This is a genomic window from Pseudomonas sp. IT-93MI4 (genome assembly GCF_949767635.1).
Taxonomy (GTDB): Bacteria; Pseudomonadota; Gammaproteobacteria; order Pseudomonadales; family Pseudomonadaceae; genus Aquipseudomonas; species Aquipseudomonas putida_A.
Genome location: NZ_CATKPP010000044.1, coordinates 111,616 through 137,784 on the forward strand (window position 1 = coordinate 111,616; position 26,169 = coordinate 137,784).

Below are 26,169 nucleotides of genomic sequence, written 5' to 3' on the forward strand. Positions count from 1 at the left end.
GCGAATTAGCCGGCTTAATTTGAAGAAGCAGCCGACTGTCCCTAGCTATCCCCTCACCCAATACTTCGGTTCCTTTAATCCATACAGACAGACAAGCGCTAAAAAGCGGCTTGCCAGACTGTATCCCAAGGAATACAATCCTGACATGATCGAACTTGAACGATCCCGTATATTTTCCGAGTGGCTCGACTCGTTAAAAGACATCATCGGCAAAGGCCGAATCATCTCCAGACTTCGAGCAGCCGAACATGGCAACTTTGGCGATTGCGGATTTGTCGGTGACACCGTTTACGAGATGCGTGTTCACTACGGTCCTGGTTACAGGATGTACTTCACTCGTCGAGACGAAGTGATTTATCTGCTTTTGATCGGCGGCGATAAATCGACACAACGGCGTGATATCAAGCGCGCCGTACAAATGGCACATAGCATCGGTAATGAGGAGTAAGTCATGACCGAAAAATTCACCCGTTTCGACGCCGCCGAATACCTCAAAACTCCTGAGGATATGGCGGCGTATCTGGACGCTTGCTTTGATGATGATGAAGGCGATGGCGTGCTCATCCGTGCAGCACTGAATGACATAGCCCGAGCTCAGGGCATGACACAGGTGGCACGTGATGCTGGCCTGGGTCGTGAAAGTCTCTATAAAGCGCTGAGCAGCACGGGTAATCCCGAATTCGCAACTATCATGAAGGTCATGAAGGCTTTGGGTTTGAGATTGCACGCCGTCGCGGTTTGATTGATCTGCGACACCAAACCGCACGACGCTTTTTTACTTATCGGCCCTGATCAGGCTAAATAGCCCGCGCCTGATCGCCCATCCAACGGATCTGTCCCCATGAACCGACACCGGCTTGCATTTGCCTGGATCGCCTGCTTTGCAGTGCTGTTCAACATGCTCGCCATGCCGATGACCGGGGTGATGGCGCAGGCGGCCAATTCACCGGCCGAACAATTGCTGTGGAGCAGTTTCTGCACCGGCAGCGGGACGAAGATGGTGGCGATCAACATCGGCGCCCCAGAGCAGAAAGCCCCGTCCAACGACAGCCATTCCAACATGCAGCATTGCTGGTGCTGCTCGGGTTCAGCGCCGCTGGTGGCGTTGCCGGGCCATGCACCGCAGCTGTATTTCGCCCGCTACGAAAGCAATCGCAGCGTGGCGCCGCCCTCGTTGCAAACACCGACACCGCGCCAGCAATGGCCGAGCCTTAATCCCCGCGCCTCGCCTCTGGTTTGATTTGTTCTCGCAATTGACCTGCGTATCAAATCGTTCTGGAGAACTGCCATGTTGAACAAACTCTTCGTCATCGCTGCGCTGTTGCTGCCGGCGTGCTTCGCCCATGCCCACGAATACAAGGCCGGCGAGCTGGAAATCGCTCACCCGTGGTCGCAGGAGCTGCCGCCCAACGCGCCGACCGTCGCGGCTTATTTCGTGATCAGCAATCCCGGCAAGACCGACGACCGCCTGCTCAGCGTCGACTCGCCGATCACCGCCGAAGCGCAACTGCACGAGCATGTGATGCAGGGCGATCTGATGAAGATGCAGCAGGTGCCCAACGTGGTGATTCCGGCCGGCGGCAAGGTGACGTTCGCGCCGATGGCCTATCACGTGATGCTGCTCAACCCGAAAGACCGCAGCCTGCTCAGCGACGGCAAACGCTTCCCGCTGACCCTGCATTTCGAGAAGGCCGGTAACGTCACCGTCGAAGTCGCGGTGCAGAAGAAACCTCCGCAAGATACCCAGGCACACGATCACGCCCAGTAACCGATCCGGCTGACCACGCCCGTGCGCCCGCAACGCGCCGGGGCATCCCGCCTGCATCGCCAGAGCCAGACTCTGACCCGCGGTAGCTGGATCGCCCTGTTCGCCATGTTGATGATCTTCATCGGCCCGCTGATTTCTCAGTCGATGCCGATGGATCAGCACGCCTCGACTTCCATGCCGATGAGCATGGACATGGCGATGGACATGCCGAGCATGGATCACGCCGCGCACGGTGCACAACCGGCTGCCGAACACTGCCCGCCACAATCCTCGCACCACGCCCTATGGGAAAAGTGCGGTTATTGCAGCCTGCTGTTCAATTGCCCGGCGCTGACCGGTGGCGGCACGTTCGCCACGTTCAGCATTGCCCACGTCAACACCTTCACCCCATCCTCCCCGCGTCTGGGCCACGCCCGGCAGACCTTCTTCCCCGGCGCCCGCACCCGCGCCCCGCCCGTCAACGCGTAAACACCGCACCTTTGATTGCACACGGTTGAGAAGACAGCTTCAGGCTGCTGGCCGTGTCGTTTACGACTGTTTGATGGAAATTGTCATGTCCAGGTTTTCTGCTGTTCCACGCTCGGGTTCTGCCCGGGCGTCTTTCGCGCTGAACGCATCGCGCATTGGTTTCTCGCACGCCACCGCCGTCCTTTGCGGCGTTCTGTTATCGCCGCTGGTGTTGGCCGATGACCACGCCGGGCACAACGAAGAACTGAGTCCGACGGTGATCACCGCGATCGCTCCAAGCTCGCCACTGACCATCGTCACCAACCCCAAGGACCCGCGCCAACCGGTGCCAGCCAGTGACGGCGGCGATTACCTGAAGACCATTCCCGGCTTCGCTCTGGTGCGCAATGGCGGCACCAACGGTGATCCGGTGCTGCGCGGGATGTTCGGTTCGCGCCTGAACATTCTCACCAACGGCAGCATGCTGCTCGGCGCCTGCCCGGGGCGGATGGACGCGCCGACCTCGTACATCTCGCCGGAAACCTACGACAAACTCACGGTGATCAAGGGCCCGCAAACCGTACTCTGGGGGCCGGGCGCATCGGCCGGCACGATCCTCTTCGACCGTGAGCCGGAAAGCTTCGGCGAACTCGGCACGCGGGTGAATGCCAGCGTGCTGGCCGGCTCCAACGGACGCTTCGACAAAGTTGTCGACGCCGCTGCCGGCGGGCCATTGGGCTACGTACGGGTAATCGGCAATACCGCGCACTCCGACGACTATCGCGACGGCAACAACGACATCGTTGCCTCGCGCTACGACAAATGGAACGGTGACATCGCCGTCGGCTGGACCCCGGACGCCGACACCCTGATCGAACTCACCGCCGGCAAGGGCGATGGCGAAGCGCGCTACGCCGGGCGCGGCATGGACGGTTCGCAGTTCCTGCGCGAAAGCCTCGGCCTGCGCTTCGAAAAATCCAACATCACCGACGTGCTGGAGAAAGTTGAAGCACAGGTTTACTACAACTACGCCGACCACGTGATGGACAACTACACCCTGCGCACGCCGTCCGGCACTGGGATGATGGCCGGGCCCATGGCGTCCAACGTCGACCGCCGCACCCTCGGCGCGCGGATCAAGGCAACCTGGCGCTGGGCCGACATCCAGCTGATCACCGGTCTCGATGCGCAGACCAACGAGCATCGCCAGCGCAGCGGCATGGGCATCGACACCTACAAGGATCAGCCCTACACCAAGGACGCCGATTTCCATAACTACGGCGTGTTCAGCGAAATGACCTGGTACGCCGCCGACCGTGATCGGCTGATTACCGGCGCCCGGGTCGACCGTGCTTCGGCCAAGGATTACCGGCAGCGCATTGGTTCGGGAATGATGAGCCGGCCAAATCCGACCGCCGACGAGACCCGCGCCGACACCCTGCCAAGCGGCTTCGTGCGTTACGAGCATGACCTCGCTGACAGCCCGGCCACGCTGTACGCCGGCCTCGGTCACGCGCAGCGCTTCCCGGATTATTGGGAGCTGTTTTCACCGAAGTCCGGCCCGGCCGGCTCGCTGAATGCGTTTGACTCGATCAAACCGGAGAAGACCACCCAGTTCGACTTCGGCGTCAACTACAAGACCGCCGAACTCGAAGCCTGGGCCTCGGGCTACATCGGTGTGGTGCGCGACTACATCCTGTTCGACTACACACCGACAATGATGGGCATGAGCACTTCGCGCGCGGAAAACATCGACGCACGGATCATGGGTGGCGAGCTCGGTGCCGCCTACAAACTCACCGATAACTGGAAAGCCGACGCGACCCTGGCTTACGCCTGGGGCAAGAACAGCAGCGACGGCAAAGCCCTGCCGCAAATGCCGCCGCTGGATGCCCGCTTCGGCCTGACCTACAGCGAAGACAACTGGAGCGCCGGGGCGCTGTGGCGCGTGGTCGCGGCGCAAAACCGCATCGATCAGAACAAGGGCAACGTGGTCGGCAAGGACTACGACAAGAGCGGCGGCTTCGGCGTGTTCTCGCTCAACGGCGCCTACCGGATCAACAAGAACTGGAAGGTCAGCACCGGCGTCGACAACCTGTTCGGCAAGGCTTACGCCGAGCACCTGAACCTGGCGGGCAACGCCGGTTTCGGCTACCCGGCCAACGACCCGCAAGCGATCAACGAGCCGGGGCGCACGCTCTGGACCAAGGTCGATATGAGTTTCTAACCGAGCGGGACGCCCTGCCCTTGTGGGAGCGGGCTTGCTCGCGAAGACGGCGGTACATCCAGCATGGGTGGCGCCTGACACGACGCTTTCGCGAGCAAGCCCGCTCCCACAGGAGTGCAGTGGTGAAACTCCCCATACAGAACAAAGAAAAGATCCAAGCCAAGCGGAGCAAACGTGATGCAAAAGCCCAAAGCGAATTTCTACAACCTGGCGTGGCGCTGGCATTTCTATGCCGGATTATTCGTCGCGCCATTCATGGTGATGCTGGCCCTGACCGGCATCATTTACCTGTTCAAACCGCAGCTCGATTCGCTGATGTACAGCAGCCTGCTCAACGTCCCCGCCGGGCATCACATGGTGCCGGCCGATGATCTGCTGCAACGGGTGAAAAGCGCTTATCCACAAGGCCAGATCACCCAGTACCTGCCGCCGGCCAACGCCGAACGCAGCGCTCAGTTTGTCGTGAAGAATGAGGGTCATGAACTCAATGTGTTCATCGACCCGTACCACGGCGACATCCTTGGCGAGCAGGATGCGAAGAAAAATCTGCAAGCCGTCGCCCGCGCCATTCACGGCGAATTGATGATCGGCACGCTCGGTGATCGCCTGATCGAACTCGCCGCCGGTTGGGGCGTGGTGCTGGTGGTGTCGGGGGTGTTTCTGTGGTGGCCGCGCGGTCAGGCCGCCGGGATTCTGTGGCCACGCCTGAACAGTCGCGGTCGGGTGTTGTGGCGTGATCTGCACGCGGTCACCGGGTTCTGGGGCGCGGCATTGCTGCTGGTGATGCTGCTCAGCGGCATGACCTGGACCGGGTTCTGGGGCAAGCAGTACGCCCAGGTCTGGAACGTATTCCCGGCTGCAATGTGGAACAACGTACCGACCTCCGACGTCGAGGCCGGCAGCCTCAACAACGCCGCGCGCCAGACCGTGCCGTGGGCGATGGAAAACACGCCGATGCCGATGTCCGGCGACCACGCCGAACACATGGCCCACGGCGGCATGCAACACGGCCCCGCCGCGCCAGCGATCAGCCTGCAGGATGTGCAGAACATCGCCGTCGAGCGCAAGGTCGAGCCCGGCTACAGCATCACTCTGCCGACCACCGCGACCGGCGTGTTCACCATCGCCGTGTTCGCCGACGACCCGCGTAACGATGCGACCCTGCATGTCGATCAGTACACCGGCAAGGTCCTCGCCGATGTGCGTTTCGAGCAGTACGGCGCAGTCGCGCGGGCCACGGAAATCGGCGTGATGCTGCACGAAGGCAAGATGTTCGGCACCTTCAACCAGATCGTCGTGCTGCTGATCTGCCTGATGATTCTGCTCAGCGCCGTCAGCGGTGTGGTGATCTGGTGGAAGCGGCGTCCGCAGGGCAAGTTCGGCGTACCGCCGCTGCGCCATGATCTGCCGAAGTGGAAAACCGGGGTGGCGATCATGCTCGCTCTGGCAGTGATCTTTCCGCTGGTGGGCGCTTCGCTGGTGCTGGTCTGGCTGCTGGATCGGCTGCTGTTGTCGCGTCTGGGCCGCCAAGCTGAATCTGCCTCAACTTCAACGTGAAGCAGGCGAGATGCGCGTTTCAGACAGATCTTTAAACTGCCGGGGCTTAAACTCCGGCATTCTTTAGTGTTACTGTATAACGCAAATAGGCCGCCCTGCCCGCAACCAAAAGTTGCGGGCTTTCTTTTGAAGAAGTGATTCACCGTCCCGATGAACAAGTACCTCTTGTCCAGCCTCTGCCTGTTCGCCCTGAACAACGCCAACGCCGACGGCCAGCCGCTGACGCTGCCCACCGGCACCATCTCCGCACCTGCGGTTGACGAAGAAAGTGTCAGCCTGACCACGCCGACCACCGCCGGCTCGCGCCTGAACCTGACGGCCATGGAAACTCCGGCCAGCGTCGAAAGCCTTAGCGGCGAGCAGGTTCGCGCCCGTGGTGATCGCAGCGTGCAGGACGCCGTGTCGCGCAGCACCAGCATCAGCCGCACCGGCACCCCGGGCGATGGCGGCACCTCGTTGCAGGCACGCGGTTTTACCGGGCAGAGTTCGGTGATGCAGTTGTATGACGGCAATCGGATGTACACCGGCATGGGCACCGTGACCTTTCCGGTCGACACCTGGTCGGTGCAGCGCGTAGACGTACTGCGCGGCCCGGCCTCGGTGCTGTACGGCGAAGGCGCGACCGGCGCGGTGGTCAACGTGATTCCGAAGAAGCCGTTCGAGGGTGAAATCGAAAACCACCTGGGCCTTGGCTACGGCTCCTACGACAGCCAGCAGCAGGCGTTCGACAGCGGCGGCTCGCTGACCGATACCCTTAGCTATCGCCTCAATCTCAATCGCCTGCGCAGCAACGGCTGGATCGATCGCGGTGATTCATCAAGCGATTTCATCAGCGCCGCGCTGCGCTGGCAGGCCACCGACGACCTGGCCTTCACCCTCGCCCATGACTACGGCGATCAGCGCCCGCAGAACTACTTCGGCACTCCACTGATCAACGGCCGATTGCAGGACAGCCTGCGCAACAAGAACTACAACGTGCGCGACGACCAGCAGCACTACAACGATCAGTGGACGCGCCTGACCAGCGATTGGCAGATCAACGACGCCGTCAGTGCCAGCAACGAGCTGTACTACCTCAAAGCCCAGCGCCGCTGGCAGAACGCCGAAAACTACAACTTCGACACCGCCACGCAACAGCTCAGCCGCAGCGGCTACTTCGGCATCGGCCACAAGCAGGAACAGATCGGCGACCGCCAGACCTTCACCTTCAAACACTCGCTGTTCGGCCTCGACAGCCAGACCGTGACCGGCGTCGATTACAACCGCATCCGCTTCCAGCTCAACAGCAACTCGCCGTTCAACGACGTGCTGCCCAACGGTCAGCCCTTGGATCTGTATCACCCGCAGCCGGGCTATTTTGAAAGCGCCAACCCATACCGCGACCAGTTCGACAGCACCACCAAACAGATGTCAGTGTTCGCTGAAAACCGCACGCAACTGAGCGAGCGCTGGTCGCTGGTGACCGGCGTGCGCCGTGATTACGTGCACGTTGATCGCAACAATCTGGTCGACGACAGCCAGAGCGACAAGCCCCTGACCGGCAACAACTGGAAGGCCGGACTGGTGTTTGCCCTGACGCCGCAGACCTCGTTCTACGGTCAGGTCGCGACCAGCACCGACGGCATCGGCGGCCTGATATCCCTCAGTCCGAGCCAGCAGCAATACGACCTGTCGACCGCGCGCCAGACAGAAATCGGCCTGAAGCAGTTGTTCTGGGATCAGCGCGGCGAGTTCACCCTGGCGGCCTATCGCATCGTCAAAAAGAAACTGCTGACCGACGATCCGGGCAACCCGACGCTCAAGCAGCAAGTCGGCCAGCAATCGTCCAACGGCCTGGAAGCCAGCCTCGATCTGCAACTGCCGCACGCCTGGCAATTGCAGGCCAACGCGGCGATTGTGAAGGCCAAGTACGATGACTTCTCCGAAGTGGTCGACGGGCAAACCCTGTCGTACAACGGCAATCGCCCGGTGGATGTGCCACGGCGCACCGCCAATCTGTGGCTGAACAAAAACCTCAGCGATGATCTGAAGGCCGGTGCCGGCGTGCGTTATGTCGATGCGCGTTACGCCGACATGGCCAACCGCAACGAGCTGCCAAGTTACACCGTGGTCGATGCGACGCTGTCGTGGCAAGCCCTGCGCAACACCACGCTCGGTCTGCAGCTGAACAATCTGTTTGACCGCCAGTACGCACAAAGCCAATACAATGACGGCCAGCAATGGATTCTCGGCGAGCCGAGGTCGTTCTTCGTCACGGCGGATTACACCTTTTAAAAGCTCAAACATTCCTGTGGTGAGGGGATTTATCCCCGATCGGCGGCGAAGCCGTCGCAATCCGATGAATACAGTCTTCTGACAAATCGTGATTACAGGTTTTGGGACCGCTGCGCGGTCCATCGGGGATAAATCCCCTCACCACAAATGATGTAATGAATTCAGGAATTTGATGACCTCGCTAAATCTCGCCAACCTCGCCTGGACTCCTCTGGGCCACGGCCACTGCCATCACCAGTTCCAGCTGCGTGACGCCTCGTTGCAGGTGGCCGCCGGTGAGTTTGTCGGGCTGATCGGCCCCAACGGCAGCGGCAAGACCAGCCTGCTGCGCTGCGCCTATCGCTTCAGTCAGCCGGAGAGCGGCGAGGTCAGACTCGATCATCACAACGTATGGAAGCAATCCTCGCGCTGGTGCGCGAAACGCATCGCCGTGGTCCTGCAGGAATTCCCCGACGCCTTTGGCCTGACCGTCGAAGAAGTGGTCGCCATGGGCCGCACGCCGCACAAAGGCCTGTTCGATGGCGACACGCTGGAAGATCGCAATCTGGCGACGCAAGCGCTCAGATCAGTCGGACTCGACGGCTTCGAAGACCATGCGTTCGCCACCCTGTCCGGCGGTGAGAAGCAGCGGGTGATCCTTGCCCGCGCCCTGACTCAGCAACCGCAACTGCTGATCCTCGACGAGCCGACCAACCACCTCGACCCGCGTTATCAGCTCGAACTGCTGCAACTGGTCAAACGTCTGCAGATCGGCACCCTCGCGAGCATTCACGACCTGAACCTGGCCGCCGCGTTCTGTGACCGACTGTACGTGATCAATCACGGGCGGATCGTCGCCAGCGGCACGCCGCAACAGGTACTCACCACCGAGCTGCTGCGCGACGTGTTCGGCGTCGAGGCGTTGATCGATTCCCACCCTCTTCACGGCTACCCGCGAATCACCTGGATAACCCGACCATGACTGTGCGTTCCCTGCTTTGTGTCGCTCTTTTGTTGTGCAGTGCCCAGGCTTTCGCCGAAGCCACGAAATACCCGTTGACCATCCACAGCTGCAACCGTGAAGTGACCTTCAACGAGGCGCCGAAGCACGCGGTCAGCCACGACATCAACATGACTCAGATGATGCTCGCCCTCGGTCTCAAATCACGCATGGCCGGTTATAGCGGCGTCAGCGGCTGGAAGTCGGTGACGCCCGAGATGCAGTCGTTGCTCGACGGTTTGCCGGAGCTGGCTGCGAAATATCCATCGGTGGAAACCCTGCTCAACGCCAACGTTGATTTTTTCTTCGCCGGCTGGGATTACGGCATGCGCGTCGGCGGCGACCTCACGCCGCAGACCCTGCAACCGCTGGGCATCAACGTGTATGAGCTGACCGAGTCCTGCGCCTTCGTGATGAAGCGCCCGGCGGCGACGCTGGACGACACCTACAACGATCTGCGCAACCTCGGGAAAATTTTCGACGTGCAGGATCGCGCCAATACACTGATCGCCGACATGCAGAATCAGGTTGCCGAGATCCGCAAAGACCTGCCCACCGACAAGCCGCGCGTGTTTCTCTACGACAGCGGTGAAGACCGCGCCATGACCTCCGGGCGACTCGGCATGCCGCAGGCGCTGATCGACGCGGCGGGTGGGCGCAACATTCTCGATGACGTCGAAGCGAGCTGGACCCGGGTCAACTGGGAGACTGTGGTCGAACGCAATCCGCAGGTGATCGTGATCGTCGACTACAGCGAAATCACTGCCGAGCAGAAGATCGAATTTCTGCTGAAGAACCCGGCGCTGCAATCGGTCGATGCGATCAAGAACCAGCGCTTCATCGTCATCCCTTACGTGCAGGCCACGCCGGGGATCGATAACGTGCTGGCGGTGGAAACCCTGGCCAAAGGATTCCACGGCGAATGATCGACCGTCGCTACGCCCTGTTACTGACTGCCCTCGGCGCCGTGTTGCTGGTGTCGTGCGTGGTCTCGCTCGGTTTTGGTCCGGCGCGGGTGCCGGTGGAGGTGGTGTGGCGGATTCTGCTGCACAAGACCTTGGGTTTCGGCGAGGTGAGCTGGAGCGCCGGGCAGGAGCACATTGTCTGGCTGATCCGTGTGCCGCGCATGTTGCTCGGGGCGTTGGTCGGTGCCGGGTTGGCGTTGATTGGCGCGGTGCTGCAAGCGGTGACGCGCAATCCACTGGCCGATCCGCACCTGCTTGGCGTCACCTCCGGCGCGACCCTCGGCGCCGTGATCGTGGTGCTGCACATCGGTGAAGTCGTCGGCCTGCTGACCTTGCCGATTGCCGCATTCATCGGTGCGTTGCTGAGCATGTTTCTGGTGCTGGGCATTGCCAACCGTCAGGGTCGGCTCGACAGCGACCGGTTGCTGCTGTGCGGCGTGGCGGTGTCGTTCGTGATGATGGCAATCGCCAATCTGCTGCTGTTCATGGGCGACCATCGCGCCAGTTCGGCGGTGATGTTCTGGATGCTTGGCGGTCTTGGCCTGGCGCGTTGGGAGTTGCTGACGGTGCCGGCGCTGAGCGTGTTGCTCGGCCTCGGTTTGCTGCTGGGTATGGCCCGACCGTTGAACGCACTGATGGCCGGTGAACAGACCGCCGTCACCCTCGGCCTGAATGCCCGCGCGGTGCGCCTGCGGGTGTTTGTGATCGCGTCCTTGATGACCGGGGTGCTGGTGTCAATCAGTGGCTCGATCGGTTTTGTCGGGCTGATGGTGCCGCACATTGCCCGGCGTCTGGTGGGTGCCGAACACCGCCGATTGCTGCCGGCCTGCGTCCTGCTCGGCAGCCTGTTTCTGGTGTGGGTCGATGTTGCCGCGCGAACCCTGATCGCGCCGGAAGACCTGCCCATCGGCGTTGCCACCGCGGCTATCGGCGGTCTGTTCTTCATCGGCCTGATGCGCCGCCGCTGACACAACAAACATAAAAAACTGTGGGAGCGAGCCTGCTCGCGAAGAGGCCGTGCCAGCCAACTTCATTTTTGAATGACCCACCGCATTCGCGAGCAAGCCCGCTCCCACAGTGATGGCACTGTTTGCGAAATCGGCGCCCTAATCTGGCGCACACGAATGCACCGTCACACGCGACCGGTCCCTTCATGGTGCATCCCACCGACGCGCGACCGCTCTAAACCGACATTTTCCTGCCCGATCCCGACCGGGCACAGCCCTTGCAAAACACACCTTCAGTCGTCCGCATCTGCCAACCATAAAAAACTTTAACGTTCATGGAGATCGCACAATGAAGCGTCGCAGTTTGATCAAGGCTTTCACACTCACGGCATCCATTGCCGCGATGGGCATGACCTGGACTGTCCAGGCCGCCGAGACCATCAAGGTGGGGATTCTGCATTCGTTGTCCGGGACCATGGCGATCTCCGAAACATCGCTCAAAGACATGGCGCTGATGACCATCGACGAGATCAACGCCAAGGGCGGGGTGAACGGCAAGATGCTAGAACCGGTGGTGGTCGACCCGGCATCGAACTGGCCACTGTTCGCCGAAAAAGGCCGGCAGTTGCTGACCCAGGACAAGGTCGCGGTGGTCTTCGGTTGCTGGACCTCGGTGTCGCGTAAATCGGTGCTGCCGGTGTTCGAAGAACTCAACGGCCTGCTGTTCTACCCGGTGCAATACGAAGGTGAAGAGATGTCGCCGAACGTGTTCTACACCGGCGCCGCGCCGAACCAGCAAGCGATCCCCGCCGTTGAATACCTGATGAGCGAAGAAGGCGGCAGCGCCAAGCGCTTCTTCCTGCTCGGCACCGACTACGTCTACCCGCGCACCACCAACAAGATCCTGCGCTCGTTCCTGCATTCCAAAGGCGTGGCCGACAAGGACATCGAAGAGGTCTACACCCCGTTCGGTCACAGCGACTATCAAACCATCGTCGCCAACATCAAGAAATTCTCCGCCGGCGGCAAGACTGCGGTGATCTCCACGGTCAACGGCGACTCCAACGTGCCGTTCTACAAAGAGCTGGCCAATCAGGGCCTGAAGGCTACCGACGTACCGGTGGTGGCGTTCTCGGTGGGTGAAGAAGAGCTGCGCGGCATCGACACCAAACCGCTGGTGGGCAACCTTGCGGCGTGGAACTACTTCGAGTCCGTGGAGAACCCGGTGAACAAGAAGTTCGTCGCTGACTGGAAGGCTTACGCGAAGAAACACAACCTGCCGGGCGCCGACAAAGCGGTGACCAACGACCCGATGGAAGCCACTTACGTCGGCATCCACATGTGGGCGCAGGCAGCGGAAAAAGCCAAGTCCACCGACGTCGACAAAGTTCGCGAAGCGCTGGCCGGCCAGACCTTCGCCGCGCCGTCCGGTTACACCCTGACCATGGACAAGACCAACCACCACCTGCACAAACCGGTGATGATCGGCGAGATCCAGAACGACGGTCAGTTCAACGTCGTGTGGCAGACCGAAGGCCCGATCCGCGCCCAGCCTTGGAGTCCGTTTATCGATGGCAACGACAAGAAGCCGGATTACGCGGTGAAGAGCAACTGAGCCATTGGGTGTCGGCCTCGCGCCTGGCGTGAGGCCGACTCGATCCCCCTGTGGGAACAATATTTTGTGGTGAGGGGATTCATCCCCGACCGGCTGCGAAGCAGTCGCGAAATCAGTCGACGCGATCAATCTGATACACCGCGACCGCTGGATTTGGGGCTGCTTCGCAACCCATCGGGGATGAATCCCCTCGCCACAAAGACTGTGCCCACAATTAGTCCGCGCAAGGCGACTCTTTATGCCGACTACCCTATACCGCTTCATCCTCGCCATCGCACTGCTGTTGCCGATGACTGCCTTTGCCGGCGACGCCGAAGACTTCGTCGCCGCCAATCCCGTGCAGCAAGCCAGACTGCTGGAAGCCTGGGCCGCGCAGCCCGAGCCGGCGCGTGTCGAGCTGATCAACGCCCTGCAACAAGGCGAATTGACCCTCGACGGCCAGCCGAAAACCCTGCGCCTGAACAACCGCCTGCGGGGTCTGATCGACACCGCGTTGGCCAGCCACCAATTGCTCGCCGCCGACGCCAAAACCCGTCTGACTGCCGCGCAGCAATTGCAGAAAAGCGCGAAACCCGCGCAGCTGAAATTCCTCGACCAGCAACTGGCTGGCGAAAAAGACGAGAACGTCCACGCCGCCCTGAGCCTGGCGCTGGCCAATCTGCAGCTGGTCGACAGCGATCCGGCGGTGCGTCTGGCCGCCGTGCGCCTGCTCGGCGAAACAGGCGATCCGCTGGCCCGCACCCGCCTCGAAGGCCTGCTCGAACCCGGCGTGGAAAGCGATGCCGGGGTGCGCACCGCCGCCGAAACCAGTCTGGCTCAGGTCAAGCGCAAACTGCTGATCGGCGAAGTGTTGGGTCAGGCGTTCAGCGGCATGTCCCTCGGCTCGATCCTGCTGCTCGCGGCCCTCGGGCTGGCGATCACCTTCGGCCTGCTCGGGGTGATCAACATGGCCCATGGCGAGATGCTGATGCTTGGCGCCTACTCGACCTACGTGGTGCAGCTGATGTTCCAGCGCTACGCCCCGCAAGCCATCGAGTTCTATCCGCTGATCGCACTGCCGGTGGCGTTCTTTGTCACAGCGGCGATCGGCATGGCGCTGGAACGCACGGTGATTCGTCATCTCTACGGCCGCCCGCTGGAAACCCTGCTCGCCACCTGGGGCATCAGCCTGATGCTGATCCAGTTGGTGCGCCTGCTGTTCGGCGCGCAGAACGTTGAAGTAGCGAACCCGGCGTGGCTGTCCGGCGGGATTCAGGTGCTGCCGAATCTGGTGCTGCCGTACAACCGCATCGTGATCATCGCTTTCGCCTTGTTCGTGGTGGTGCTGACCTGGCTACTGCTGAACAAGACCCGCCTCGGCCTCAACGTGCGAGCGGTCACGCAGAACCGCAACATGGCTGCCTGCTGCGGCGTGCCCACCGGCCGCGTCGACATGCTCGCCTTTGGCCTCGGCTCGGGCATCGCCGGGCTCGGCGGTGTGGCGCTGAGTCAGATCGGCAACGTCGGCCCGGACCTCGGCCAGAGTTACATCATCGACTCGTTCCTGGTGGTGGTGCTCGGCGGCGTCGGCCAACTCGCCGGCAGCGTGCTCGCCGCCTTCGGGCTGGGCATCGCCAACAAGATTCTCGAACCGCAGATCGGTGCGGTACTCGGCAAGATCCTGATCCTCGCGCTGATCATTCTGTTCATCCAGAAACGTCCGCAAGGCCTCTTCGCACTGAAAGGACGGGTGATCGACTGATGAACCAGCCTCTACTTGTCACGGCCACGCAAAAGGCCGGCCCGAAAGTCACCCTCGCCATCGGCGCGGTGATCCTCGCGCTGCTGATCGCTCTACCGTTGCTCTCGCTGTTGCCGGCAGACAGCGCGCTGCATGTCTCGGCCTACACCCTGACGCTGGTCGGCAAAATCCTCTGCTACGCCATCGTCGCTCTGGCGCTGGATCTGGTCTGGGGCTACGCCGGGCTGCTGTCGCTGGGCCACGGCCTGTTCTTCGCCCTCGGCGGCTATGCGATGGGCATGTACCTGATGCGTCAGGCCGCCGGTGATGGTTTGCCGGCGTTCATGACTTTTCTGTCGTGGACCGACCTGCCGTGGTACTGGAGCGGCACCAGCAGCTTTATCTGGTCGATGTGTCTGGTGGTGCTGGCACCGGGTCTGCTGGCGCTGGTGTTCGGCTTCTTCGCCTTCCGCTCGCGGATCAAGGGCGTGTATTTCTCGATCATGACCCAGGCCCTGACCTTCGCCGGGATGCTCCTGTTTTTTCGCAACGAGACCGGCTTCGGCGGCAACAACGGCTTCACCAATTTCCGCACGATTCTCGGTTTCGGCATCACTGAGCCGGGCACCCGCGCGGTGCTATTTCTGGCGACCGTACTGTTGCTGGTGGCGAGTCTGTTCATCGGCTGGCGTCTTGCACAGAGCAAGTTCGGCCGGGTGCTGACCGCGCTGCGCGATGCAGAAAACCGCCTGATGTTCTGCGGCTACGACCCGCGCGGTTTCAAACTGTTCGTCTGGGTCTTGAGCGCGGTGCTGTGCGGTCTGGCCGGGGCCCTGTACGTGCCGCAGGTCGGCATCATCAACCCCAGCGAAATGTCGCCGACCAACTCGATCGAGGCGGCGGTATGGGTCGCCCTCGGCGGTCGCGGCACGCTGATCGGGCCGCTGCTCGGTGCCGGTGTGGTCAACGGCATGAAGAGCTGGTTCACCGTGGCTTTCCCCGAATACTGGCTGTTCTTCCTCGGCGCGCTGTTCATCGTCGTGACGTTGTATCTGCCCAAAGGCGTAATCGGCCTGCTGAAGAAACGAGGTGAACAATGAGAGTCACTGCGAGTGCTGAATTCATGCTCGAACCGGCGTTTTTCCCCGTGGAACCGAACAAGGACGAAGGCACCAGTCGTGACTCGATCGGCCTCGGCCAACGCGTCGGCCCGGGCCTCGATACCCGTCACGGCACGATCCTGACCCTGGAAGATATCAGCGTCAGCTTCGACGGCTTTCGCGCGCTGAACAATCTGAACCTGTACATCGGTGTCGGCGAACTGCGCTGCATCATCGGCCCCAACGGCGCGGGCAAGACCACGCTGATGGACGTGATCACCGGCAAGACCCGCCCCAGCCACGGCAAGGCCTGGTTCGGCGAAACCCTCGACCTGACGCAGATGAGCGAAGTACAGATTGCCCAGGCCGGCATCGGTCGCAAGTTCCAGAAACCCACAGTGTTCGAAGCGCTGAGCGTGTTCGAGAACCTGGAACTGGCGCAGAAAACCGACAAGTCGGTGTGGGCCAGTTTGCGCGCACGCTTGAGCGGCGAGCAGAAAGACCGGATCAGCGAAGTGCTCGACACCATTCGCCTGACCACCTCGGTCAATCGCCCGGCGGGCTTGCTGTCCCACGGGCAGAAACAGTTTCTGGAAATCGGCATGTTGCTGATGCAGGACCCGCAACTGCTGCTGCTCGACGAGCCGGTGGCGGGCATGACCGATGCCGAAACCGAATTCACCGCCGAGCTGTTCAAGTCGCTGGCCGGCAAGCATTCGCTGATGGTGGTGGAGCACGACATGGGCTTCGTCGGCTCGATTGCCGATCATGTGACGGTGCTGCATCAGGGCAGCGTGCTGGCCGAAGGGTCGCTGGAGCAGGTGCAGGAAAACGAGCGGGTGATCGAGGTCTATCTCGGCCGCTGAATTTTGCGAATGCAAAACCTGTGGGAGCGAGCCTGCTCGCGAAAGCGGTGCATCAGGCGCTGAAAATGCTGAATGTGACGCCGCATTCGCGAGCAGGCTCGCTCCCACAGGGTTCTGTGTGCAACAGAAGGAATTTGAACATGCTGCAAGTCGACAAGCTGCACCAGTACTACGGCGGTAGCCACATCCTCCGTGGCCTCTCATTCGACGTAAAAGTCGGCGAAGTCACCTGTCTGCTCGGGCGCAACGGCGTGGGCAAGACCACCCTGCTCAAATGCCTGATGGGCCTGTTGCCGGCCAAGGAAGGCGTAGTGAACTGGGAAGGCAAAGCGATCACCACGTTCAAGCCGCACCAGCGGGTACACGCCGGGATCGCCTACGTGCCACAGGGCCGGGAAATCTTCGGCCGGCTCACCGTGGAGGAGAATCTGCTGATGGGCCTGTCACGGTTTCCCGGCAGCGAAGCGAAAGAAGTACCAGGTTTCATCTACGAATTGTTCCCGGTGCTGCTACAAATGAAGCAGCGCCGCGGCGGCGATCTGTCCGGCGGTCAGCAACAGCAGCTGGCTATCGGTCGCGCCCTGGCCAGTCGTCCGCGATTGCTGATCCTCGACGAGCCCACCGAAGGCATCCAGCCCTCGGTGATCAAGGAGATCGGCGCGGTGATCAAAAAGCTCGCGGCGCGTGGCGACATGGCGATTTTGCTGGTCGAGCAGTTCTACGATTTCGCTGCGGAGCTGGCCGATCAGTACCTGGTGATGTCCCGGGGCGAGATCGTGCAGCAGGGCCGCGGTGAAAATATGGAGGCCGAGGGTGTACGAGGTCTGGTAACAATTTAATCTGTAGCTTCCTAACGATAATTACAAACCATGAACTTACCGCTTCCCACTGCCCTGTTTACCCCGAGCTGGCACGCCGAGCTGGAGCTGGCCTACGCCCGCTTCGGCGACTGTACGCGCCCGGTTCAGCGCCGGCATCTCGGCCCGCTGCGCGTGCAAAAGCACCTGTATGCCGAAGGCCCCGAGGTCTGCCAGCACATCATCGTCCACCCGCCCGGCGGGATCGCCGGCGGTGACCGGCTGAACATCAGCGCCCGCGTCGAAGCAGACGCCTGGGCGCAGATCACCAGCCCCGGCGCGGCCAAGTGGTATCGCGCAGCGGGGCCGGCGTATCAGCAACTCGATTTGAAAGTGGCCGCAGGTGCGACGCTGGAGTGGCTGCCGCAGGAAACCATCGTCTACAGCGCCGCCCAGGCCGAACTCACCACCTCGATCGAACTTGAAGGCGATGCGCGGCTGTTCTATTGGGACGTGGTGGCGCTGGGCCGACCGGCCAGTGGCGAGCGCTTCGACCTCGGACACTTTCAGGCGCATCTGGATATCCGCCGTGACGGGCGATTGCTCTGGCACGAACGTCAGAGGATTACTGGCGGTGACGGGTTGCTGGATTCGCCGATCGGTCTGGATGGCAATCCGGTGTTTGCGACGCTGTTGGTCACCGGTGAAATTGATGCCGAGTTGCTGGAGCGTTGCCGCTCGCTGGGCCATGAGGTGCGCGGTGATCTGACCCAGTTGCCGGGGCTGTTGGTGGCCCGTTGCCTGGCGAGCGAGGCACTGCTGGCCCGCGCCTGGCTGATCGACCTGTGGCGCCTGCTGCGCCCGGCCCTGCTCGGCCGCGAGGCCCAGCCACCACGAATCTGGAATACCTGAAATGCACTCCAATGTGGGAGCGAGCCTGCTCGCGAAAGCGCTTTATCCGTCACCTCAAATATTGAATGTGCCGGCGCCTTCGCGAGCAGGCTCGCTCCCACAGGGATCTGTGCCAACAGTCCCGACCCTTTTCAAACTGCCCTGATGGATACCCGCAATGGACCTGACCCCACGCGAAAAAGACAAGCTGTTGATCTTCACCGCCGGCCTCGTCGCCGAGCGCCGACTGGCCCGTGGCGTGAAGCTCAACTACCCGGAAGCCATGGCCTATATCTCCGCCGCCCTGCTCGAAGGCGCCCGTGATGGCCAGACCGTGGCCGAGCTGATGCACTTCGGCACCACCCTGCTCAGCCGTGAACAGGTGATGGAAGGCATCCCGGAAATGATCCCGGAGATCCAGGTCGAAGCGACGTTTCCCGACGGCACCAAACTGGTCACCGTCCACCAACCGATCGTCTGAGGCCGCGCCATGACCTACACCATTCGCGATGCCCTGCACGCCGACCTCCCTGCAATCCGCGACATCTACAACGACGCGGTGCTCAACACCACGGCGATCTGGAACGAATCGGCGGTCGACCTCGGCAACCGCCAGGCGTGGTTCAGCGCCCGTCAGGCCCAGGCCTACCCGATTCTGGTGATCGTCGACGCCGACAACGTTGTGCTCGGCTACGCTTCCTTTGGCGACTGGCGGCCGTTCGACGGTTTCCGCCATACCGTCGAGCACTCGGTCTACGTGCGCAGCGACCAGCGCGGCAATGGCCTTGGCCCGCAATTGATGAGTGTGCTGATCGAGCGGGCCAAAGCCTGCGACAAGCACGTGATGGTCGCCGCCATCGAAAGTGGCAATTCCGCTTCCATTCGTCTGCATGAGCGCGCCGGTTTCAGCATCACCGGACAAATGCCACAAGTCGGCACCAAGTTCGGTCGCTGGCTCGATCTGACCTTCATGCAACTGACCCTCAATCCTGGCGCCCAGCCGCCGGTCGCCAACAAGGAGTGATACGCGATGAACCCCGCCCAACTGCGACGCGTCAATGCGGAAAGTTTTGCGCACTATCGTCAGGGCCTGATTGATCTGCTGCTCGACGCCGTGGGTTATGGCGCCAGCGTCGGCTTCATGGCCGACCTCGATGCCGCGCAGGCCCGCGCCTACTTCGATGAAGTGCAGCAACAAGTGAACAAGGGCAGCGTGTTGCTCTGGGTGGTGGTCAAGGATGAAGAGGTGCAGGCCAGCGTGCAGTTGGGTCTGTGCCAGAAGGCCAACGGCCTCAATCGCGCCGAAGTGCAGAAGCTGCTGGTGCGCGAACAGGCGCGTCGACGCGGCCTCGGTCAGCAATTGATGAATGCGCTGGAGCTCGAAGCGGCCAAGCACAAGCGCGGCATGCTCTACCTCGACACCGAGGCCGGCTCCCCCGCCGAAGATTTCTACAAGGCCCTGGGTTACACCCGCGCCGGCGAAATTCCCGACTACGCCTGCGACCCGCACGGTACCTATCGCCCGACCGCCCTCTACTACAAGATTCTGCAAGGAGCCCGGCCATGATTCCCGGCCAGTACCAGATCCAGCCCGGCGACATCGAATTGAATGTCGGCCGCCGCACCCTCAGCCTGAAAGTCGCCAACAGCGGCGACCGACCGATCCAGGTCGGTTCGCACTATCACTTTTTCGAAACCAACGACGCGCTGACCTTTGATCGCGCGGCCAGCCGTGGCATGCGCCTGAACATCCCCGCCGGCACCGCCGTGCGCTTCGAGCCGGGGCAAAGTCGCGAGGTCGAGCTGGTGGAGTACGCCGGGCATCGGCGGGTGTTCGGCTTTGCCGGGCGGGTCATGGGTGATCTCGACTGACGATGATTTATTTGTTGTGAAGGGATTTATCTGTGGTGAGGGGATTCATCCCCGATCGACCGCGCAGCGGTCGCCAACCGCCACCGGCCCCACCACAAAAATCACTTTTGCTGAATGGCGGGTGCTTCGCACCCGATCGGGGATGAATCCCCTCGCCACAATAAATTTGTGCAAGGAATTCGGATGAAAATTTCAAGACAAGCCTACGCCGACATGTTCGGCCCCACCGTCGGCGACAAGGTGCGCCTGGCGGACACCGAGTTGTGGATCGAGGTCGAAAAAGACTTCACCACCTACGGCGAAGAGGTGAAATTCGGCGGCGGCAAAGTGATCCGCGACGGTCAGGGCCAGAGCCAGCTGCTCGCCGCCGAAGTGGTCGACACGCTGATCACCAATGCGCTGATCATCGACCACTGGGGCATCGTCAAAGCCGACGTCGGCCTCAAGGACGGGCGCATCGCCGCGATCGGCAAGGCCGGCAACCCGGACGTGCAACCGAACGTGACCATCGCCATCGGCGCCAGCACCGAAGTGATCGCCGGCGAAGGCATGATCCTCACCGCCGGCGGCATCGACACGCACATTCACTTCATCTGCCCGCAGCAGATCGAAGAAGCGCTGATGAGCGGCGTCACCACCATGATCGGCGGCGGCACCGGGCCGGCGACCGGCACCAACGCCACCACCTGCACCTCCGGCCCGTGGCACCTGGCGCGCATGCTGCAGGCCGCCGACGCGTTCCCGATGAACATCGGCCTCACCGGCAAGGGCAACGCCAGCCTGCCGGAGCCGCTGATCGAGCAGGTCAAGGCCGGGGCTATCGGCCTCAAGCTGCACGAGGACTGGGGAACCACCCCGGCGAGCATCGACAACTGCCTGAGCGTCGCCGACCAGTATGACGTGCAGGTGGCGATCCACACCGACACCCTCAACGAATCGGGTTTCGTCGAAACCACCCTCGGCGCGTTCAAGGGTCGCACTATCCACACCTATCACACCGAAGGTGCCGGCGGCGGCCATGCGCCGGACATCATCAAGGCCTGCGGTTTCCCTAACGTGCTGCCGAGCTCGACCAACCCGACCCGACCGTTCACCCGCAACACCATCGACGAACACCTCGACATGCTGATGGTCTGCCACCACCTCGACCCGAGCATTGCCGAGGACGTGGCGTTCGCCGAAAGCCGTATCCGCCGCGAGACGATTGCCGCCGAAGACATCCTCCACGACCTCGGCGCGTTCTCGATGATCAGCTCGGACAGCCAGGCCATGGGCCGTGTCGGCGAAGTCATCACGCGCACCTGGCAGACCGCCGACAAGATGAAAAAGCAGCGCGGCCCGCTGCCCCAGGACGGCGCAGGCAACGACAACTTCCGCGCCAAGCGCTACATCGCCAAGTACACGATCAATCCGGCGATCACCCATGGCATCAGCCATGAAGTGGGTTCGGTGGAAGTCGGCAAATGGGCTGATCTGGTGCTGTGGCGTCCGGCGTTTTTCGGCGTCAAACCGACGCTGATCCTCAAGGGCGGCGCGATCGCCGCCAGTCTGATGGGCGACGCCAACGCGTCGATTCCAACCCCGCAACCGGTGCACTACCGCCCGATGTTCGCCAGTTACGGCGGCTCGCTGCACGCCACCAGTCTGACCTTCATCAGTCAGGCCGCGCAGGAGGCCGGGCTGCCCGAGGCACTGGGATTGAAGAAGAAAATCGGCGTGGTCAAAGGCTGCCGCGAGGTGCAGAAAACCGACCTGATCCACAACGATTACCTGCCGAACATCGACGTTGACCCGCAGACCTATCAGGTCAAGGCCGACGGCGTGCTGCTGTGGTGTGAACCGGCCGAGACCCTGCCGATGGCCCAGCGTTACTTCCTGTTCTGACGCACGGCAAAAGGCCCCGGTTTCGTGTCTTGCGCACGATCCCGGGGCCTTTTTCATGTCGCTGGAAAAGCACTGTGCAAACGGTCGTGTATTTCCCGCCAAAGGGGCTAATATTCGATTCGCTCCGCCTTTTTTCAGGAACTGCCCATGCGTCTTTCCGAGTTCATCGTGGCCAATATCGACCCTATCGTCGATGAGTGGGAACAGTTCGCCGCGACCATCACGCCGGCCGCCGACTATCTGGATTCCACTGCGCTGCGCGATCACGCCAGCGAGATTCTGCGGGCCGCCGCCCGCGACATGAACAAGCCGCAAAGCCCCGCCGAACAGGCTGCCAAAGCCAAGGGCGAAGGCCCGGAAAAGACCCCGAGCCTGGACGAGGCCGGCGCCAGCCATGGCGAACTGCGCCACACCGTCGGTTTTGACCTGGTGCAGATGACCAGTGAATTCCGCCATTTGCGTGCCTGCGTGATCCGCCTGTGGGTCAACAGCCTTGAATCGCCGGACATGACCTATTTTCAGGACATGATCCGTTTCAACGAAGCCATCGACGAAGCCCTCGCCGAATCCACTGCGGCCTACGCCGAGCAGGTCAATCGCTCGCGGGACATTTTCCTCGCCATTCTCGGCCATGACCTGCGCGCGCCGCTGCAGGCGGTGAGCATGTCCACCGAACTGCTGCTGCGCAAATCCAGCCTTGAAGGCGATGCCCTGGCCTGCGCCCAGCACATCAAGCGTGGCGCGCGGCACATGGCGACGATGGTCAGCGATCTGCTGGAACTGGTGCGCAGTCGTCTGGGCCGTAGCCTGCCGATCGAGCCGGCACCGATGGATCTGGCCGTTGCGGCGCGAGCGGCGATCGCCGAAGCCTGCGCCGGTCAACCGCAATCCGATCCCAGGCTCACTGTGCACGGTGACACCAGCGGCGTGTGGGACGCCGGACGGATCGACCAGTTACTGCAAAACCTGATCGGCAATGCCTTGCAGCACGGTGCCAACCAGCGCGACGTGACCCTCGATCTGCGTGGCGAGGGCGACCACGTGTGCCTGTCGGTGCACAACTACGGCACACCGATTTCCGAAGAGGCGATCGGTACGATTTTCGACCCGCTGGTGCGCAGCGCCGACGAAGAACTCGGGCAGCCGTCGACCAGCCTCGGGTTGGGCTTGTTTATCGTCAAGGAAGTGGTGACCGCCCATGGCGGGACGATCGATGTCAGCTCGAGCGAGGCTGACGGGACGCTGTTCAGTGTGGTGTTGCCAAGAAAGGTTTAAGCAGGCCTACCGCGTAATCGTTCTTCGCGAGCAGGCCCGCTCCCACATTCAGATCGCGATCTACTGTGGGAGCGGGCTTGCTCGCGAAGGGGCCAGCAAAGACACTCCAGAACCAACGGTAAAACTACTCGACCACCAAACGCCCCAACCGCTGGCGCAGCATGCGATTCTCGGCTCGCAGTTCCTTCACTTCATCCAGCAGATCAAGTGCCAGCGCGACGCCCTCCCACTCCAGCTCCAGCTCGCGCCGCAACTTCGCGGCGCGCTTGGCCAGGCTCAGTTCGTAGTCGGTGAACCGCCATTCCCGGGGCTGCGCGCCCTGAGGTTCGAGGATGCCGTGTTCGACGATTTCGATCACGTAGACGTCCGACAGATCGGCCGCCTCACAGAATTCTGCCATGTCCAGTTGAACGATCAGGGGGCTGCTCATGATGGGCTACTCCGTCGTCGGATTCAGAAGTTCTCGCGTGGGTTGAACGCGGCTTTTTTCGCCAGTTCCTGCCACAGCGCCTTGACCTCGTCGTCGGAGGTTTTCGGCATCACGGCCTTGAGCTGCACGAACAGATAACCGCGCTCACCGGCCTTGTTTTTCAAGCCGTGACCCTTGGCGCGCATACGCTGGCCGTTCTGGCTGCCGGCCGGAACCTTGAGGTTGATCTTGCCGGTCAGAGTCGGCACCGCCACTTCAGCGCCCAGCGCCAGCTCCCACGGTGCCAATGGCAGGGTGATGATCAGGTTTTCGCCTTCCACATCGAATTTCGGATGCGGCGCAAAGCGAATGGTCAGGTACAGGTCGCCATTGGCCCCGCCACCGATGCCCGGTGCGCCCTGGCCTTTGAGGCGGATGCGCTCGCCGTCGGTGACGCCCGCCGGGATCTTCACGTTCAGGCTCTTGCTGGTGTTGCTGACGTGCTGACCGTTGGCGTTGTATTGCGGGACCTGAAAGCTGACCTTCTTCGACTCGTCCGACAAAGTCTCCTCAAGGAAGACCGGCAGTTCCATTTCCACGTCTTGCCCTCGGCGCCCTGCACTGCGTTGTTGCCGACCGTCGCCACCGAAACCGGCGCCGCGATTGCCGAAGATCGAACTGAAGAAGTCCGAAAAGTCGCCGGTGTCGCCACCGCCGCCGCCAAAACCGCCACGGCTCTGCCAGCCCGGCGGGCCCTGGAACGGCTGACCGTGCTGGCCATAACGGCGCAGCTCGTCATATTCGGCGCGTTTGTCGGCGCTTTTCAGCGCTTCATAGGCTTCCGAGGCGTCCTTGAACTTGGCCTCGGCGTCTTTTTCCTTGCTGACATCGGGGTGGTATTTGCGCGCCAGCTTGCGATAGGCAGCCTTGATCGCCTTGTCGTCCGCTGTCGGCTCCACGCCGAGTATCTTGTAATAGTCTTTGAAGTCCATCGAAGGAATCACCATCCGTTATCGATTTCGCGCCGAGGCCAGCATGCGCTCATTCGCGCGTGCCGGGTTGACCGATCTCAACTTTGTGACCGGGTGGCGCAGCAGAAGTTTATCGGCAGTGGACGACGGTTCTTGCGACCGCCGGTATGTCTGCCGGCCCATGCCAGCAAGTTTGGGGCGAAGCTGCGACTTTCAAGAAGCTTAGTCGTGAAATAGCAGATGACCGGCCTTCGAATCTGCCGCGCACTGACATACACTGCGCGGCCGTTTTTTGACCGGAACCCGAAAGACATGAACAACGCCTCTCCAGCCCGTGCCTGCGGTATCGACTTCGGCACCTCCAACTCCACCGTCGGCTGGCTGCGCCCCGGCATGGAAACGATGATCGCGCTGGAAGACGACAAGATCACCCTGCCGTCGGTGGTGTTCTTCAACATCGAAGAGCGCCGTCCGGTTTACGGTCGTCTGGCCCTGCACGAATACCTGGAAGGCTACGAAGGCCGGCTGATGCGCTCGCTCAAGAGCCTGCTCGGTTCCAAGCTGATCAAGCACGACACCAGCGTTCTCGGCACGGCGATGCCGTTCAAGGATCTGTTGGGTCTGTTCATCGGTCAGCTCAAGAGCCGTGCCGAAACGGCCGCCGGTCGCGAGTTCGAACAAGTGGTGCTGGGGCGTCCGGTGTTTTTCGTCGATGACGACCCGCTGGCTGACCAGGAAGCCGAAGACACCCTTGTCGAAGTGGCGCGCAAGCTCGGCTTCAAGGACGTGTCGTTCCAGTACGAACCGATCGCTGCAGCATTCGACTACGAGTCGACCATCGAAAAAGAAGAGCTGGTGCTGATCGTCGACATCGGCGGTGGTACTTCGGACTTCTCGCTGGTGCGCCTGTCGCCCGAGCGCCGCGGCATGGACAACCGTCACGACGACATTCTCGCCACCGGCGGCGTGCACATCGGCGGTACCGATTTCGATAAACAGCTGAGCCTGCAAGGCCTGATGCCGTTGTTCGGCTACGGCAGCCGGATGAAGAGCGGCGCCTACATGCCGACCAGCCACCACATGAACCTGGCGACCTGGCACACCATCAACTCGGTGTACTCGCAAAAATCCACCCTGGCGCTGGGCAGCATGCGCTACGACATCGAGGACACCGGCGGCATCGACCGGTTGTTCAAGCTGATCGAACAGCGCGCCGGGCACTGGCTGGCGATGGAAGTCGAAGAAACCAAGATCCAGCTGACCCACGCCGACAGCCGCCACGTACCGCTGGACCGTATTGAGCCGGGCCTGAGCGTGGAACTGAGCCGCGCGCTGTTCGAATCGTCGATCGACGCCTTGCTTGAACGCGTGCGCGGCAGCGTTACGCAGCTGTTGAACGATGCCAACGTGTCGGTGGCTCAGGTCGATACGGTGTTCTTCACCGGCGGTTCAAGCGGCATTCCGGCGCTGCGCAACAGCGTTTCGGCGATGCTGCCGAATGCGCGACATGTGGAAGGGAACATCTTTGGCAGCATTGGCAGCGGTCTGGCGATTGAGGCGATGAAGCGTTACGGCGCCATGAACTGATCCAAGACCGCGTTGCGC

General features: G+C 61.9%; 26 protein-coding genes. 24 read left to right on the top strand and 2 right to left on the bottom strand.

Annotated elements, in window-relative coordinates; translation table 11 throughout:
* The first annotated feature begins 145 nt into the window (after window positions 1–145).
* The 23 genes from ACM6I7_RS17360 (at window position 146) to ACM6I7_RS17470 (ending at window position 23,184) form a co-directional block, all read left to right on the top strand.
* Complete coding sequence (locus ACM6I7_RS17360; protein ID WP_003221246.1) at window positions 146–448, top strand: type II toxin-antitoxin system RelE/ParE family toxin; 303 nt, start codon at window positions 146–148, stop codon at window positions 446–448.
* Between the two features lie 3 nt (window positions 449–451).
* A complete protein-coding gene (locus ACM6I7_RS17365; RefSeq protein WP_003221244.1) occupies window positions 452–742 on the top strand; it encodes an addiction module antidote protein in 291 nt (96 codons plus the stop codon).
* A gap of 99 nt (window positions 743–841) precedes the next feature.
* Window positions 842–1,240 (top strand): DUF2946 domain-containing protein, encoded by a 399-nt coding sequence (locus ACM6I7_RS17370; RefSeq protein WP_414888945.1) that lies wholly within the window; start codon window positions 842–844, stop codon window positions 1,238–1,240.
* A 48-nt stretch (window positions 1,241–1,288) separates the two neighbouring features.
* Window positions 1,289–1,768 (top strand): copper chaperone PCu(A)C, encoded by a 480-nt coding sequence (locus ACM6I7_RS17375; protein ID WP_097089900.1) that lies wholly within the window; start codon window positions 1,289–1,291, stop codon window positions 1,766–1,768.
* 21 nt (window positions 1,769–1,789) lie between these two features.
* Window positions 1,790–2,236, top strand: coding sequence for a DUF2946 domain-containing protein (locus tag ACM6I7_RS17380; protein ID WP_414888946.1), 447 nt, complete (start codon window positions 1,790–1,792; stop codon window positions 2,234–2,236).
* Window positions 2,237–2,321: 85 nt separating this feature from the next.
* Complete coding sequence (locus ACM6I7_RS17385; protein WP_414888947.1) at window positions 2,322–4,442, top strand: TonB-dependent copper receptor; 2,121 nt, start codon at window positions 2,322–2,324, stop codon at window positions 4,440–4,442.
* Window positions 4,443–4,619: 177 nt separating this feature from the next.
* Entirely contained in the window at window positions 4,620–5,999 is a 1,380-nt protein-coding gene (locus ACM6I7_RS17390) for a PepSY-associated TM helix domain-containing protein (RefSeq protein WP_414888948.1), read from the top strand.
* Between the two features lie 150 nt (window positions 6,000–6,149).
* Window positions 6,150–8,273, top strand: a complete 2,124-nt coding sequence (locus ACM6I7_RS17395; RefSeq protein WP_414888949.1) for a TonB-dependent receptor — start codon at window positions 6,150–6,152, stop codon at window positions 8,271–8,273.
* 172 nt (window positions 8,274–8,445) lie between these two features.
* The gene (locus ACM6I7_RS17400) at window positions 8,446–9,234 is read left to right on the top strand and encodes an ABC transporter ATP-binding protein (RefSeq protein WP_103368053.1); all 789 of its coding nucleotides are present in this window, start codon (window positions 8,446–8,448) and stop codon (window positions 9,232–9,234) included.
* Window positions 9,231–10,178, top strand: a complete 948-nt coding sequence (locus tag ACM6I7_RS17405; RefSeq protein ID WP_103368052.1) for an ABC transporter substrate-binding protein — start codon at window positions 9,231–9,233, stop codon at window positions 10,176–10,178. The genes ACM6I7_RS17400 and ACM6I7_RS17405 overlap by 4 nt, the downstream gene beginning before the upstream one ends.
* A complete protein-coding gene (locus ACM6I7_RS17410) occupies window positions 10,175–11,185 on the top strand; it encodes a FecCD family ABC transporter permease (protein WP_103368051.1) in 1,011 nt (336 codons plus the stop codon). Before ACM6I7_RS17405 ends, ACM6I7_RS17410 begins: the two co-directional genes overlap by 4 nt.
* Before the next feature lie 328 nt (window positions 11,186–11,513).
* Window positions 11,514–12,779, top strand: coding sequence for an urea ABC transporter substrate-binding protein (gene urtA / locus ACM6I7_RS17415; RefSeq protein WP_027613564.1), 1,266 nt, complete (start codon window positions 11,514–11,516; stop codon window positions 12,777–12,779).
* 238 nt (window positions 12,780–13,017) lie between these two features.
* Window positions 13,018–14,520, top strand: coding sequence for an urea ABC transporter permease subunit UrtB (gene urtB / locus ACM6I7_RS17420; RefSeq protein ID WP_027613563.1), 1,503 nt, complete (start codon window positions 13,018–13,020; stop codon window positions 14,518–14,520).
* A complete protein-coding gene (gene urtC / locus ACM6I7_RS17425) occupies window positions 14,520–15,599 on the top strand; it encodes an urea ABC transporter permease subunit UrtC (protein ID WP_098966991.1) in 1,080 nt (359 codons plus the stop codon). The genes urtB and urtC overlap by 1 nt, the downstream gene beginning before the upstream one ends.
* The gene (urtD, locus tag ACM6I7_RS17430) at window positions 15,596–16,465 is read left to right on the top strand and encodes an urea ABC transporter ATP-binding protein UrtD (RefSeq protein ID WP_414888950.1); all 870 of its coding nucleotides are present in this window, start codon (window positions 15,596–15,598) and stop codon (window positions 16,463–16,465) included. The genes urtC and urtD overlap by 4 nt, the downstream gene beginning before the upstream one ends.
* A gap of 140 nt (window positions 16,466–16,605) precedes the next feature.
* The gene (gene urtE / locus ACM6I7_RS17435; protein WP_346651193.1) at window positions 16,606–17,304 is read left to right on the top strand and encodes an urea ABC transporter ATP-binding subunit UrtE; all 699 of its coding nucleotides are present in this window, start codon (window positions 16,606–16,608) and stop codon (window positions 17,302–17,304) included.
* 30 nt (window positions 17,305–17,334) lie between these two features.
* Complete coding sequence (locus ACM6I7_RS17440) at window positions 17,335–18,174, top strand: urease accessory protein UreD (RefSeq protein WP_414888951.1); 840 nt, start codon at window positions 17,335–17,337, stop codon at window positions 18,172–18,174.
* 157 nt (window positions 18,175–18,331) lie between these two features.
* The gene (gene ureA, locus ACM6I7_RS17445) at window positions 18,332–18,634 is read left to right on the top strand and encodes an urease subunit gamma (RefSeq protein ID WP_007915951.1); all 303 of its coding nucleotides are present in this window, start codon (window positions 18,332–18,334) and stop codon (window positions 18,632–18,634) included.
* Between the two features lie 9 nt (window positions 18,635–18,643).
* Window positions 18,644–19,177: a GNAT family N-acetyltransferase gene (locus tag ACM6I7_RS17450; protein ID WP_027613559.1), complete on the top strand. Its 534-nt coding sequence runs from the start codon at window positions 18,644–18,646 to the stop codon at window positions 19,175–19,177.
* A gap of 6 nt (window positions 19,178–19,183) precedes the next feature.
* Window positions 19,184–19,720: a GNAT family N-acetyltransferase gene (locus ACM6I7_RS17455; RefSeq protein WP_027613558.1), complete on the top strand. Its 537-nt coding sequence runs from the start codon at window positions 19,184–19,186 to the stop codon at window positions 19,718–19,720.
* The gene (locus ACM6I7_RS17460; RefSeq protein ID WP_007966984.1) at window positions 19,717–20,025 is read left to right on the top strand and encodes an urease subunit beta; all 309 of its coding nucleotides are present in this window, start codon (window positions 19,717–19,719) and stop codon (window positions 20,023–20,025) included. Before ACM6I7_RS17455 ends, ACM6I7_RS17460 begins: the two co-directional genes overlap by 4 nt.
* 183 nt (window positions 20,026–20,208) lie before the next feature.
* Entirely contained in the window at window positions 20,209–21,909 is a 1,701-nt protein-coding gene (ureC, locus tag ACM6I7_RS17465) for an urease subunit alpha (protein ID WP_414888952.1), read from the top strand.
* A gap of 147 nt (window positions 21,910–22,056) precedes the next feature.
* Window positions 22,057–23,184 carry a sensor histidine kinase gene (locus tag ACM6I7_RS17470; protein ID WP_027613555.1) on the top strand — a complete coding sequence of 376 codons (1,128 nt, stop codon included), beginning with the start codon at window positions 22,057–22,059 and terminating at the stop codon, window positions 23,182–23,184.
* A gap of 124 nt (window positions 23,185–23,308) precedes the next feature.
* Here ACM6I7_RS17470 and ACM6I7_RS17475 read toward each other — a convergent pair whose 3' ends face one another.
* Complete coding sequence (locus ACM6I7_RS17475; RefSeq protein ID WP_027613554.1) at window positions 23,309–23,614, bottom strand: chaperone modulator CbpM; 306 nt, start codon at window positions 23,612–23,614, stop codon at window positions 23,309–23,311.
* Between the two features lie 23 nt (window positions 23,615–23,637).
* Window positions 23,638–24,585: a DnaJ C-terminal domain-containing protein gene (locus ACM6I7_RS17480; RefSeq protein WP_027613553.1), complete on the bottom strand. Its 948-nt coding sequence runs from the start codon at window positions 24,583–24,585 to the stop codon at window positions 23,638–23,640.
* 291 nt (window positions 24,586–24,876) lie between these two features.
* Here ACM6I7_RS17480 and ACM6I7_RS17485 point away from each other — a divergent pair, with 291 nt between their 5' ends.
* Complete coding sequence (locus ACM6I7_RS17485) at window positions 24,877–26,151, top strand: Hsp70 family protein (RefSeq protein ID WP_007966976.1); 1,275 nt, start codon at window positions 24,877–24,879, stop codon at window positions 26,149–26,151.
* Window positions 26,152–26,169: the final 18 nt, after the last annotated feature.